This is a genomic window from Delftia sp. GW456-R20, assembly GCF_001622915.1.
GTDB lineage: Bacteria > Pseudomonadota > Gammaproteobacteria > Burkholderiales > Burkholderiaceae_C > Comamonas > Comamonas acidovorans.
Map to the genome: position 1 here is coordinate 1,048,545 of NZ_LWCN01000005.1, position 12,808 is coordinate 1,061,352.

A 12,808-nucleotide genomic window follows, 5' to 3' on the forward strand; every position below is an offset into this window, starting at 1 on the left:
CTTTCCGGGCGCTCTACGTCGCGCCGGCCAGCCTGCGCAGCTTGATGAAGGCAAGCGCCGCCATCACGGCGTCGTTGAGCGCGTCGTGGGCCTCGCGCTGCGGCAGGCCCAGGTCGGCCATCAGCGTGGCAAAGCGCAGGTCGATCTCGGGCGCCTGCTGCTGCCAGGGCAGCAGTTGCCGGAAGCGGTGGTCGTAGTACAGGGCCGAGACCTCGATGCGCTCGTTGGGCAGGCCCGTGCCCAGCCAGGGACGCAGCACGCGCTCGATCATGGCCACATCGAATTCCAGGTAGTAGCCGACCAGCGGGCGGCTGCCGATGAAGCGCAGCAGCTGCACCAGCGCGTCCTCGATGGCCAGACCCCGGGCCAGGTCCCGCTCGCGCAGGCGGTGGATGCGCACGCTGTCGCCGGGCACGCTGCGCGAGGGGCGCACCAGCAGCTCCAGGCGCTCGCTGGACAGGATGCGCTCGCCCACGATGCGCACGGCGCCGATGGAGATGATCTGGTCGCAGCGCACATCCAGGCCCGTGGTCTCGCAGTCCAGCGCCACCCATTCGCCGGGCGGCGGCGCATCGAAGAGAAAGGCATAGGCGGGGTCCGCCAGCCTGCGCCGCTGCCAATTGCGCCGCAGGCCCGCCACCAATTTCGACAGGGGTGCCGCGCTCATACCGCGTCCAGCCGCAGGCGCTGGCGCAGCAGTTCGCGGAAGCGCCGCACCACGGCCAGCGTGTCCTTGAGCAGGTCGCGCTCCAGGCTGCTCAGGCGCGCCGGGTCCACATGGCCGGTGACGGGGCGGCCCAGGTCGATCTCGGCCAGCCCCGCCTGCAGGCGCAGGCCCATGAGGAAATGCAGGCCCTGGAGCAGTTCCTGGCCCTGGGCGCCGTCGAGCACGCCCTTGTCCACCAGGGCCGCGATGCGCTCGGCCGTGCCGGTGGCGGCGATGCGCTGGGACAGCGCCAGGCTGCGCACGCCATGGACGATGGGGAAGATGCCGGCCTTCTTCAGGTGCACGGGCGCGCCCTCGCCGCCGCGGCCCAGCAGCCGCTCCCACCAGCTGCCCGGCTCGTGCGCGAAGGCGTCGACGGCCGAGGCGAAGCGCGCCACCTGGGCATCGCTGTCCAGGGCCAGCGCCATCAGGTCGCGCCGCACCGTGGCCAGCAGCGCAGCATCGCCCGCCACCGCATGGGCGTCCAGGAAGATCGCCAGGTGCATGAGGCCCTCGGGGCCGGGCAGGATCAGCCATTCGCGCACCTGCCTGCCGAAGCTGGCCACCGTGCCGCGCCACTGCGGGTTGCTGAGCATGATGCCGCCCGGGCATTCGGGGTAGCCGAAGCGCTGCAGCTGCGCGGAAAAGCGCGCGCAGATGGCGTCGAGGTCCTGGGGCGGCGCATAGCCGTCGCGCAGCAGCAGGCCGTTGTCCTGGTCGGTCTTGAGCAACTGCTCGCCGCGCCCCTCGCTGCCCATGACGAAGAGGCAGCTGTGGGCCACCAGGTCCGGCGGCGCCAGCATCTGCCAGGCACGCTCGAACAGGCGGGCATTGAGCTGCTGCACCAGCCGCGCCATCAGGGCCACCCGCGTGCCGCCCCGGTGCAGGGCGGCCACCAGGCGCGTGATCTGGGCGGCCGCCTGCTCCAGCGCCTGCAGGTCGGCGGCCTGCTCGATCTGCACGGTGATCAGGTGGGAGTGGTTGGCCAGGAAGCTGAACAGGTCCAGCGCCTCCAGGATGCCCAGCACCTGGCCCTGTGCATCCAGCACGGCCAGCCGGTGCACGCGCGCGCGCAGCAGCACGACCAGGGCATCGCCCAGCTGGTCGTCGGCGCGCACGGTGAACACGGGCTGGCTGGCGAACTCGCCCACGGCCAGCCGCTCCAGCGGGCGGCCGTCAAGGATGGCGCGCTGCAGCGTGGTGCCCGTGAAGATGCCCAGGCCGCCCTGCGGCAGTCCCGAGACCAGCACGCAGGTTGTGCGCTCTGCATGGAATAGGCGCACAACAGAGACGATGTCGGTGGCCGCATCCACCACATGGGCGGCACGCAGATAGGCCTGGTCCACGCGCGCCAGCGTCAGCGACTGCAATTCGTGCCGGTCGGCGCGCTGGGCCAATGTGCCCAGCTTGTGGCCCAGGTCGGAGAACAGCAGGGCTCCAAAGGCCGTGTTGCGCGCGATCAGCTCGCCCACGGTTTCGCGCGCAAGCTGGTAGGCGATGAGCTCCTCGGCCACGGTGAAGCGGCTGCCCGTGCGGCCGGCCACCAGGGCGCGGCCGTCGAAGCTGTCGTCGGGGCCGTAGCTGGCCAGCACCTCGTCGCCCTCGGTCTGCACCACATGGCCCTTGATGATGACGAAGAGGTGGGTGGGCGCCGAGCCGGCATCCAGCACCACGGCGCCCTCGGGAAAGTAGGCGATGTCCACGCCATCGCGCACCAGCGCCTGTTCGTCGGGCGTGAGGCAGTCGAAGGGCGAGGCGGCGAAGTTGAAGGCGTTGGGCATGGGGCGGGGCCGTTGTTCCAGCCCCGCCATTCAAACCTTCAGGCCTTGCTCCACGCTTGCAGCCGCGTCCCAGCCGCTGTCGAACCAGCCATCGCCTTCCAGGTAGGCACGCAGCATGGGCAGGCTGTCCAGGCCCCAGAAGAGGCGGCCATCGACCTCCCAGGCCGGCACGCCGAACAGGCCTTGCGCGGCGGCGGCGTCGGTGTTCTCGCGCAGCAGGCGCTTGGCGTTGTCCGCCGCATCCGTGCGCAGCTGCGGCGCCAGCGTGGCGCGCAGTGCGTCGAGCCGCGCGGGGTCCAGCGCGTCGGCGCCGCCCAGCCAGACATGGCGCAGCACGGCGTCCGCCACAAAGCGGTTGATGGTGCCGTCGTCGCTGCACTCCAGCGCCAGGCGCAGCAGCGGCAGCGGGTTGAACGGATGGCGGGCCGGCATGTCCAGCCCCACGCCCGTGGCATGGCCCAGCCAGCTCACATGGCGATAGGTCCATTCGCGCTTGCCCGCGATGCCGGCCGGTCCCGGGTTGGCGTGGCGCTGCAGCAGCGCGCCCAGCAGCACGGGGCGGTACTGAATGTGGTGGCTGATGCCCTGCAGCGCCTGCGGCAGTTGCGCGAACGCCAGCCAGGCGTAGGGCGAGATGAAGTCGAGATGGAAGGTGATCTGCTTCATGGCAGGTGCGTCGTGATGGGGATCTAGGGTGCGGTGGCCGCGATGCCTGCGCGCTCCAGCAGCGCGCTCCAGATCGCCAGGCGCTGCGGCGCGTCGGACTTGGACCAAGCGCGGATCTCGTCGATGGTGCGAAAGCACCCTTCGCAATGGCTGCGGTCGGGCGTCATGCGGCAGACCGAGATGCAGGGCGAGAGCACGGGTTCCTCTTCGGCACGCGGAGCGTATGCGGCGCGGGCCTTCTGGGCCAGCATTTCCTTGGGGCCCATCATGCCGCCACCTCCTGCACCACGTCGGCCCAGGGCGCACCGGCCAGCAGTTGCAGCGCGGCCGGTGTGGCCGCGAACACCGCATGCGGATGGCCGGCAGCCGCCCAGACCGTGTCGAAACGCTGCAGTTCCCGGTCCACCAGGGTCACGGGCGTGTTGGCATGGGCCACGGGGCTGACGCCGCCGATGGAAAAGCCCGTCTGCGCCTTGACGAAATCGGCGTCGGCACGGCCCACGGGGCCGACCAGGGCCGCGACCTTCTTCTCATCCACGCGGCGGTCGCCCGAGGCCACGACCAGCACGGCCACGCCGTCGCTGCGGCGGCGGAAGATGATGCTCTTGGCCACCTGGCCCACAAGGATCCCCAGCTGGTCGGCCGCTTCCTGGGCCGTGCGCGCGGCGCCGTCCAGCATGCGCGGTCCGTCGCCGTGGCCGGCCTGCTGCAGGAAGGCCGCCACGCGCTGCACGCCTTCGGGAAGATGGTGGAGTTCAGATCCGCACATGCTCACACCGCCTCGCATGCAGCCGCGCTGGCGCGCTTGGTGAGCAGTGCCTTGGCCACGCGCGACTGCGTGGGGCGGCCCAGGTGGTCGCTGATGAACTGGCCGGCGTCAATCAGCTTGTCCAGGTCGATGCCGGTCTCTATGCCCATGCCCTGCAGCATGTAGACCACGTCCTCCGTGGCCACATTGCCCGTGGCGCCCTTGGCGTAGGGGCAGCCGCCCAGGCCCGCCACCGAGGTGTCGAACTGCCACACGCCCAGCGACAGCGCGGCCAGCGTGTTGGACACGGCCTGGCCGTAGGTGTCGTGGAAGTGGCCCGAGACATCGTCGATGGCGAAGTGCTGCAGCGTGGCCTCGATGGCCTTGCGCACCTTGACGGGCGTGCCCACGCCGATGGTGTCGGCCACGCCCACATGCTGCACGCCGATGCCCTTCATGAGGCCGGCCAGGTAGGCCACGCGCTCGGGGGCGATCTCGCCTTCGTAGGGGCAGCCCACGGTGCAGCTCATGGCGCCGCGCACGTAGATGCCCTGGGCGCGGGCGGCTTCGGCCACGGGGGCGAAGCGCTCGATGCTTTCGGCAATGGAGCAGTTGATGTTCTTCTGGCTGAAGGCCTCGCTGGCTGCGCCGAAGACCACGATCTCGTCGGGCCACAGTTCACGCGGCGCCGACAGCGCGGCCTCCAGGCCCTTCATGTTGGGCGTGAGCACGCTGTAGCGCACGCCGGGGCGGCGGACGATGCCGGCCATGACTTCGGCGTTGTCGGCCATCTGCGGCACCCATTTGGGGCTGACGTAGCTGGTGACCTCGATTTCCTTGAGGCCGGCTTCCTGCAGGCGGTGCACCAGCTCGATCTTGACGGCGGCGGGCACGGGCTGTTTTTCATTCTGCAGGCCGTCGCGGGGGCCTACATCGACGAGTTTGACGCGGGAAGGAATGCTCATGGGGTGTTCTCACCGGGATGACGGGTACGGCCCCTATTGTCCAGGCTTGCAGGCCCGGGCACCACCCCATATCCTGCCGGGCCATGCACAACGGCTGCCAGCGCCCCTTTCAGCCCGGCAGGGCCGCCATTTCCTCGCGCAGCATCTCCACCATGCGCGCGGCAGCCGGCGACAGGCGGCGGCCGCTCAGGCGCACCAGGCCGATGGGGCGTCGCAGCACCGGCCGTGCCAGCGGGCGCGCCACCACCTCCGGCCGCTGCACCACCTGCGCGGCCAGCAGCGGCAGCGCGCTCACGCCCAGATCGGCGGCCACCATGGCCGCGATGGTGGCCAGGTGCTCCACGGCGTACTGGGGCGCAAAGCGTATGCCGTGGGTCAGCAGGGCCTCGTCGGCGTACTGCCGCACGCTGGTGCCGGCCGGCATGGAGATGTGGGGCAGATGGGCCACGTCGGCCCAGCCCAGATCGCCGCGCCCGCGCGCCAGCGCATGGCCGCGGCCCAGCAGCAGCACGAAGCGGTCGGAGGCCAGGGGCAGGTAGTCCAGGTCGGCATAGGCGGGGTTGGCCGCCGTGAGCGCAAAGTCCACGCGGCCCGCGCGCACCATGTCGAAGGCCGGCCCGGCCAGGCTGTCGAACAGCTCCAGGTGCACGCCCGGATGCTCGGCCGCGAAGCGCGCCAGCACGCGGGGCAGCAGGCCCGCGGCCAGCGAAGGCAGGGCCGCCAGCGCCAGCCGGCCCACCTGCACCTGGGCCACCTCCTGCACGCGGCGCACGGTCTCGTCCATCTGGTGGCGCAGGATGCGCGCCTGCTCGGCGAAGACCTCGCCGGCCTGGGTCAGTTCCACGGCGCGCGTGGTGCGCTCGAACAGGCGCACGCCCAGCATCTCTTCCAGCCGCGCCAGCGTGCCCGAGACGGCCGACTGCGACAGGTGCATCTGCAGCGCCGTGCGCCGAAAGCTCAGCGAATCGGCCAGCGCCAGAAAGACATCGACCTCGCGGGCCGACCAATTGATCTTCATGGCCGATCAGTTTATCGAAAAATGCGTCTTTACCGTTCAATGACGGCTGCCTAGACTGCGCCTCAAATCCATGAAATCAGCAGGAGACAGCATGCACAGCAGTTCGCCGCGCAACGCGCGCACGGTGGTCGTCGGGGGAGGCACCATGGGTGCCGATGTGGCCGTGGTCCTGGCCCGGGGCGGCGCCCTGGTGACCGTGGTCGACCCCGGCGCGGCACGGCGCGAGCTGCTGCTGCAGCACATTGCCATCGAGCTGGCCACGGCCGGCTTTGCCCGGTGCGCGTCCCAGGTCTCGGTCTGCGCGGCGCTGGAGGATGTCGCCTGGGACGGCGTGGCCCTGGTGGTGGAATGCATCACCGAGCGGCTGGATGCCAAGCAGGCGCTGTTCGCCGAACTTGAGGCGCATGCGCCGGCCGACGCCGTGCTGGCCAGCAACAGCTCTGGCTTTCCCATCAGCGCCATCGCCAGCGGCCTGCCCACGGCGCAGCGCATGCTGGGCCTGCACTTCTTCATGCCCGCCCATTTGGTGCCGCTGGTGGAAGTGGTGCTGGGCGAGCGCAGCGATCCGGCCCTGGGCCAGTGGCTACACGCCTTCATGCGCGGCTGCGGCAGCGTGCCGGTGCTGGTGAAGAAGGACAAGCCCGGCTTTCTGGCCAACCGCATGCAGCATGCGCTGTCGCGCGAGGCCTTCGCCCTCATCGACGAGGGCATTGCCTCGCCCGAGGATGTGGATGCCGCCGTGCGCTTCGGCTTCGGCTTCCGCTTCCTGGCAGCCGGCCCCGTGCTGCAGCGCGACCATGCGGGCATCGAGGTGCACTGCGCGGCCGCCGCCACCATGTACCCCACGCTGTCCAACACCGATGTGCCGGCCCAGGCCCTGCGCGATCGCGTGGCGCGCGGCGATCTGGGCATGAAGACCGGCAAGGGCTTCTTCGACTGGCCCGAGGACCGCCGCCTGGCCGAGCGTTCCCGCTACGACGCGCTGCTGCGCCAGGGCCTGGCCCTGCTGGCCAGCGAGCTGCCGGTGCCGGAGCAGGCACAGGACACGCCATGAGCACGCAGGTCCCCACGTCAACCGCGTCGCCCACATCGCCCACGTCAACCACGTCGCAGTGGAGCGACCCGCTGATCGTCACCGTGGCCCCCAATGGCGCCTACAAGCAGCCGGCCGACCACCGAGCCCTGCCGATCACACCGCAGGCGCTGGCTGCCACGGCACGCGCCTGCCTGGATGCCGGCGCGGCCATGATCCACATGCACATCCGCGACGCCCAGGGGCGCCACAGCCTGGATGTGGGCGGCTACCGCGAAGCCTGGCGCGTGGTGCGCGAGGCCGTGGGCACGGACATGGTGGTGCAGATCACCAGCGAGGCGGCCGGCGTCTACCGCGCGCCCGAGCAGATCGCCATGGTGCAGGCGCTGCGGCCCGAGGCCGTCTCCATCGGCCTGCGCGAGATCGACCAGCCCGAGATCGGCGATGCGGGACTGGCGCACTTTTTCACGGGCCTGGTGCGCGACCAGGTCATGGTGCAGGTCATCCTCTACGACGTGGCCGACCTGCGCCGCTGGCAGGCGCTGCGCGCCCAGGGCGTGGTGCCCGAGGCGCCCTGGTTCCTGCTCTTCGTGCTGGGCCGCTACAGCGCTGGCCAGACCTCGCGGCCCCAGGACCTGCTGCCCTTTCTTGCGGCGCATGACGGCGGCGAGCCCTGGGCCGTGTGCGCCTTCGGCGCCACGGAAAACACCTGCATCGCGGCAGCCGCCGCGTTTGGCGGCCATGCGCGCGTGGGCTTCGAGAACAACCTGCTGACGCGGGACGGCCACACCGCGCCCGACAACGCCGCCCTGGTCCGCCAGGCCGTGGTGTCCGCCCAGGCGCTGGGCCGCCCCCTGGCCACGGCCAACGACATACGCCGGCGCTTCACACCGGGCTGAGCACCAGGCGCCTTACAGGCCCATAAGCCCATAAGCCCATAAGCCGATAGGCCCATGAGCCCGCACAAGACGGGCCTTCCATTCCAACCAAAGGCAGGAGACACAACCATGCAACAGCCCACCCACGGCACGCGGCGTGACGCCATCGCCAAAATCAAGGCAGCCACCGCATTCACGGCGCTTCCCCTGGCCTTCATGGCCCTGGGCCTGGCGGGCCAGGCCTCGGCCCAGACCCCGTCGCCGGCGTTCCCCAGCAAGACCATCCGCTTCGTCGTGCCCTATCCACCCGGCGGCCCCACCGACCTGATGGCACGCATGCTGCAGCCCGAGCTGCAGCAGCGCCTGGGCGTGACCGTCATCGTGGAGAACAAGAGCGGCGCGGGCGGCAACCTGGGCAGCGCCGAGGTGGCCCGCCAGGCACCGGCCGACGGCCACACCCTGCTGCTGGCCGCCAGCGGCCCCATGGCCGTGAATTCCTCGCTGTACAAGAGCATGCCCTTCAACCCGCTCAAGGACCTGGAACCCGTGGTGCAGCTGTCGGCCTTCCCGCTGGTGCTGGAAGTGCATCCCTCGCTGGGCGTCAAGACCGTGGCCGAGCTGCTGGCCCTGGCCAAAACGGGCAAGACACTGAGCTTTGCCTCGGCCGGCAATGGCACGCCCCAGCACCTGGCGGGCGAGCTGTTCAACTCCATGGAGCAGGTCAAGCTGGGCCATGTCCCCTACCGGGGTGCGGGACCGGCACTCAACGACCTGATCGGCGGCCAGGTGGGCGTGATGTTCGACATCGTGGGCAGCTCGCTGCAGCACATCCAGGGCGGGCGCCTGATCCCGCTGGCCGTCACCTCGGCCGAGCGCACCAAGGTGCTGCCCGACGTGCCCACCATGGCCCAGGCCGGCGTGCCCGGCTACCAGATCACGGGCTGGCATGGCATTGCCGTGCGCGCGGGCACGCCGCCCGCCGCCATCGACAAACTCAATGCCACGGTCAACGCCATCTTCAAGGACCCGGCCTTTCGCACGCGCTGGGAAGCCATAGGCACGCCGGCCGTGGGCGGCACGGCGGCCGAATTCGGCGCCTTGATCAGGAGCGACTCCCAGCGCCTGGGCGCGCTGGTGCGCAGCACCGGCGTGACGCTGGACTGAGCGCGCCCGTCAGTAGCCGCGCCGCAGGTCCACGCGGCCGCTCACGGCCTCGCCCCGGCTCAGCGCCGCGACCTTGCCCACGATCTGCTCCACGCTGTCGCGCGCCAGGGTGCGGGCCGAGGTGTGGGGCGTGAGCGTGATGCGCGGATGCCGCCAGAAGGCATGGCCGTCGGGCAGCGGCTCGGTGCGGAACACGTCGAGCAACGCGCCGGACACATGGCCCCCGTCGATGGCGGCGATGAGGTCCTCGTCCGCCACATGGCCGCCGCGTCCCACGTTGATGACATAGGCGCCCGGCTGCAGCAGGGCCAGGCTGCGCGCGTCGATGATGCTGTCGGTCTCGGGTGTCAGCGGCAGCAGGTTGACGAGGATGCGGGTGGCGCGCAGAAAGGCGTCGAAGTCCTGCGGGCCGCAGAAGCCCCGCACGCCGTCGATGGCATGCGGCGTACGGCTCCAGCCGTTGACGGGGAAATCGAACACCGTCAGCGCGCGCGCCACGCGCTCGCCCATGCGGCCCAGCCCCATGACGCCCACGGGGTAGTCGGCACGCCGGGGATTGGGCCGGTGCTGCCACAGGCCGGCGGCCATGTCGGCCTCGTAGCCGTCCAGGCCCCGGAAGAAGCGGATCACGGCCTGGCTGACATATTCGGCCATCTGCACGGCCATGCCGGCGTCCTCCAGGCGGTAGACGGGAAGGTCGGGTGGCAGGCGCAGCGGCAGCAGCGCATCGACACCCGCGCCGATGTTGAACACGGCCTTGAGGCCGGGCTGCTCGTCGATGAAGCGCTGGGGTGGCGCCCAGACCAGGGCGTAGTCGGCCTGCGGCGCGCCCGGCGACCAGATGTCCACCTCGGCGCCCGGCAGGGCCGCGCGCAGTCCTTGCAGCCAGGCGTCGGGCCTGGTGTCTTCGCAGCAGAAAGTCACTCGCATAGGTGGACAAGCCTAACGGCCTGGCGACGCACACGCGCGACTTTTGCGCAAAACTGTCTTGCCTGCGGGCTCAGCTTTCCAGGCGCAGCAGCTCGGAGCCTTCGGTCACCTGGTCGCCGGGCGCATACAGCAGCTCGGCCACCACGCCGTCGCCGGGCGCGGCGATGGTGTGCTCCATCTTCATGGCCTCCATCACGGCCAGCGGCTGGCCCTTGCTGACCTTGTCGCCGGCCTTGACGGCAAAGGAGACCACCTTGCCCGGCATGGGCGCCGTCAGGCGGCCGCCTTCGGACTGCACCTCGCCCGCATGGGCCAGCGGATCGGCCAGGCCCAGCACGGCTGCGCCCTGGGGAGCGAACACATGGCATTGCTCGCCCAGCACATGGACCTGGGCGTGCAGGCGCTGGCCCGCGAACTGCACGTCGAAGGCGCCGTCCCCGGCCTGTTGCCAGGACAGCAGGCCCTCGGCGAGGGACTCGCCCTCGCCCACGGCCAGTTGCAGCGCGCCGTCATGCAGGTAGCGCAGGCGCGCGGGCACGGCGGCCTCGCCCTGGCGGAAGTCCCAGCGCCGCTCGGCCACGCCGTGCGAGCGCCAGCCGTCCCGGCGGCTGAAGGGGTCGGCGGTTTCCTGTGCGCGCTCGGCCTGCAGCACCTGGGCCACGGCGGCGGCCACGGCCTGGGCCTGCGGCAGGCGCTGCTGGTGGAACAGATGCTGCTTCTCGCGCTCGATCAGCGCCGTGTCCAGCTTGGCGGTTGCAAAGGCATCGCTGGCGATGACCAGGCGCAGGAACTGCACATTGGTGGCCAGGCCCACGATGCGTGTCTCGGCCAGGGCGGCATCGAGCCGCGCCAGCGCCTGGTCGCGCGTGTCGCCATGCACGATGAGCTTGGCGATCATGGAGTCGTAGAAGGGACTGATGGCATCGCCCTCGCGCACGCCATCGTCCACGCGCACGTCGCCGACACGGAAGCTGGCGCAGTCGGGCTTGCGGTAGACATGCAGGGTGCCGGTGGCGGGCAGGAAGCCGTTGTCGGGGTTTTCGGCGCAGATGCGCGCTTCGATGGCGTGGCCGGTGATGCGCAGCTCGTCCTGGCGCTTGGGCAGGGGCAGGCCGCTGGCCACGCGCAGCTGCCAGTCCACCAGGTCCTCGCCCGTGATGGCCTCGGTCACCGGGTGCTCGACCTGCAGGCGGGTGTTCATTTCCATGAAGTAGAACTTCATGGCCTCGGGCTGGTCGTAGCCGCCGGGCTGCTCGACGATGAATTCCACCGTGCCCGCGCCCACGTAGTTCACGGCCTGGGCGGCGGCCACGGCGGCCTCGCCCATCTTCTGGCGCAGCGCAGGCGTCATGCCAGGCGCGGGGGACTCCTCCAGCACCTTCTGGTGGCGGCGCTGGACCGAGCAGTCGCGCTCGAACAGGTAGACGCAGTTGCCCTGGGTGTCGCCAAAGACCTGGATCTCGATATGGCGCGGGCGCAGCACGTATTTCTCGACCAGCACGGCGTCGTCGCCGAAGCTGTTGATGGCCTCGCGCTGGCAGCTGGCCAGGGCGGCGGCAAAGTCCTCGCTGCGCTCGACCAGGCGCATGCCCTTGCCGCCGCCGCCCGCGCTGGCCTTGATCAGCACCGGGTAGCCGATGCGGTCGGCCTCGCGCTGCAGCAGCTGCGGGTCCTGGTCGGCTCCGTGGTAGCCGGGCACCAGGGGCACGCCGGCCTTTTCCATGAGTTGCTTGGAGGCCGCCTTCAGGCCCATGGCGCGAATGGCCGAGGGCGGTGGGCCGATGAAGACCAGGCCGGCATCGGCGCAGGCCTGGGCGAATTCCTCGTTCTCGCTGAGAAAGCCGTAGCCGGGGTGGATGGCCTGGGCGCCCGTGGCCTTGGCGGCCTCCAGGATGCGTTCCCAGCGCAGATAGCTGTCCTTGGGGGCGCTGCCGCCGATGTGCACGGCCTCGTCGCAGGCCTGCACATGCTTGGCGCGGGCATCGGCGTCCGAGTACACGGCCACGGTGCGCACGCCCATGCGGCGGGCGGAAGCCGCGACGCGGCAGGCGATTTCACCGCGGTTGGCGATCAGGATCTTCTTGAACATGCGTTATCTCCAGTGTTTTCTCTGCAGCCCCGGTCATTCGGCGACCGGCGGCTATGGTTTTTGATTCATCGCGGGAGACCCGCCCAACAGCGAGCGCAGGCGCTGCACCACGGCCTTGAGAAAGCGCCACAGCGCCCAGGTCAGCAGCCACAGGGCGATGACCACGACCAGCAGCACGGCGGCGAAGGCCAGCGGATGCGTGAGCGCCAGCCAGATCGCGCCCACCGAGGCACCGTCCTCCACCAGGCTGGCGCCCACGTTGGAAAACGGCTCCGGCGAAGTGTTGATGGCCGCGCGCGCCGTGCTCTTGGCCACCTGGCTGGACAGGGCCAGCGAGCCGCCCATCAGGGCCGCCATGGTGGCCATGGTCGCGCTGTCGGCGCCGAAGACACCGGCCGCCAGCGCCGCGCCCGCCGGGATGCGGATCACGCTTTGCAGCAGGTCCCAGACCGAGTCCACGCCGGGGATCTTGTCGGCGAAGAACTCCACGAACAGCAGCGCGCCGCTGGCGAACAGCAGGGCCGGATGCTCCAGCACATGCAGCCCGCCCGGCAGCGCCACCCAGCCCAGCGCCCCCAGCAGCCCGGTCACGAAGACCACGGCGTAGAGCCGAAAGCCGCTGGCCCAGCCCAGTGCGGCGGCCAGCGCCAGCAGGCCGGCCATGTCCATGCCGCTGGTGGCCTGGCCCACGCGCTCGGCCACTTCGCCAGCCGCCTCGCTGACCGTGTGGTGCACGGCCGGGCCCGGGTACAGGCCCACGGACTGCAGCCACTGGACGAGGGAGTCGGTCAGGGTGCTCATGGTGTTGGCTCGGCGTTGGCTCGGCGTTG

At 70.7% G+C, this 12,808-nt stretch carries 13 protein-coding genes; 3 read left to right on the forward strand and 10 right to left on the reverse strand.

Going from position 1 to position 12,808, the window contains the following annotated elements:
• Positions 1 to 13: 13 nt before the first annotated feature.
• From A4F85_RS28540 to A4F85_RS28570, 7 genes are all read right to left on the reverse strand, one after another.
• Positions 14 to 667 (reverse strand): 3'-5' exonuclease, encoded by a 654-nt coding sequence (locus tag A4F85_RS28540; protein ID WP_063328543.1) that lies wholly within the window; start codon positions 665 to 667, stop codon positions 14 to 16.
• Entirely contained in the window at positions 664 to 2,517 is a 1,854-nt protein-coding gene (locus A4F85_RS28545) for a DUF294 nucleotidyltransferase-like domain-containing protein (RefSeq protein WP_034397377.1), read from the reverse strand. Before A4F85_RS28545 ends, A4F85_RS28540 begins: the two co-directional genes overlap by 4 nt.
• Positions 2,518 to 3,153, reverse strand: a complete 636-nt coding sequence (locus tag A4F85_RS28550) for a DsbA family protein (protein ID WP_063328544.1) — start codon at positions 3,151 to 3,153, stop codon at positions 2,518 to 2,520.
• A gap of 23 nt (positions 3,154 to 3,176) precedes the next feature.
• On the reverse strand, positions 3,177 to 3,419 hold the full coding sequence (locus tag A4F85_RS28555) for a DUF1289 domain-containing protein (RefSeq protein ID WP_063328629.1): 243 nt from the start codon (positions 3,417 to 3,419) through the stop codon (positions 3,177 to 3,179).
• Complete coding sequence (locus A4F85_RS28560; protein ID WP_013800403.1) at positions 3,419 to 3,922, reverse strand: YbaK/EbsC family protein; 504 nt, start codon at positions 3,920 to 3,922, stop codon at positions 3,419 to 3,421. Before A4F85_RS28560 ends, A4F85_RS28555 begins: the two co-directional genes overlap by 1 nt.
• 2 nt (positions 3,923 to 3,924) lie before the next feature.
• Positions 3,925 to 4,866: a hydroxymethylglutaryl-CoA lyase gene (locus A4F85_RS28565; protein WP_043820259.1), complete on the reverse strand. Its 942-nt coding sequence runs from the start codon at positions 4,864 to 4,866 to the stop codon at positions 3,925 to 3,927.
• Positions 4,867 to 4,975: 109 nt separating this feature from the next.
• Positions 4,976 to 5,884 (reverse strand): LysR family transcriptional regulator, encoded by a 909-nt coding sequence (locus tag A4F85_RS28570; protein WP_063328545.1) that lies wholly within the window; start codon positions 5,882 to 5,884, stop codon positions 4,976 to 4,978.
• Positions 5,885 to 5,975: 91 nt separating this feature from the next.
• Here A4F85_RS28570 and A4F85_RS28575 point away from each other — a divergent pair, with 91 nt between their 5' ends.
• The 3 genes from A4F85_RS28575 to A4F85_RS28585 all read left to right on the forward strand — a co-directional run bounded on the left by A4F85_RS28575 (position 5,976) and on the right by A4F85_RS28585 (position 8,959).
• Positions 5,976 to 6,938: a 3-hydroxyacyl-CoA dehydrogenase family protein gene (locus A4F85_RS28575; protein WP_063328546.1), complete on the forward strand. Its 963-nt coding sequence runs from the start codon at positions 5,976 to 5,978 to the stop codon at positions 6,936 to 6,938.
• Entirely contained in the window at positions 6,935 to 7,816 is an 882-nt protein-coding gene (locus A4F85_RS28580; protein ID WP_063328547.1) for a 3-keto-5-aminohexanoate cleavage protein, read from the forward strand. The genes A4F85_RS28575 and A4F85_RS28580 overlap by 4 nt, the downstream gene beginning before the upstream one ends.
• A gap of 108 nt (positions 7,817 to 7,924) precedes the next feature.
• Positions 7,925 to 8,959, forward strand: a complete 1,035-nt coding sequence (locus tag A4F85_RS28585; protein ID WP_063328548.1) for a Bug family tripartite tricarboxylate transporter substrate binding protein — start codon at positions 7,925 to 7,927, stop codon at positions 8,957 to 8,959.
• Positions 8,960 to 8,968: 9 nt separating this feature from the next.
• On the opposite strand, the gene A4F85_RS28590 is transcribed toward A4F85_RS28585, so the two are convergent.
• The 3 genes from A4F85_RS28590 to A4F85_RS28600 all read right to left on the reverse strand — a co-directional run bounded on the left by A4F85_RS28590 (position 8,969) and on the right by A4F85_RS28600 (position 12,779).
• Positions 8,969 to 9,889, reverse strand: a complete 921-nt coding sequence (locus tag A4F85_RS28590; RefSeq protein ID WP_063328549.1) for a 2-hydroxyacid dehydrogenase — start codon at positions 9,887 to 9,889, stop codon at positions 8,969 to 8,971.
• 70 nt (positions 9,890 to 9,959) lie between these two features.
• A complete protein-coding gene (locus A4F85_RS31460) occupies positions 9,960 to 11,978 on the reverse strand; it encodes an acetyl/propionyl/methylcrotonyl-CoA carboxylase subunit alpha (protein WP_063328550.1) in 2,019 nt (672 codons plus the stop codon).
• Between the two features lie 51 nt (positions 11,979 to 12,029).
• Positions 12,030 to 12,779, reverse strand: coding sequence for a DUF4126 domain-containing protein (locus tag A4F85_RS28600; RefSeq protein ID WP_043820273.1), 750 nt, complete (start codon positions 12,777 to 12,779; stop codon positions 12,030 to 12,032).
• Positions 12,780 to 12,808 lie beyond the last annotated feature (29 nt).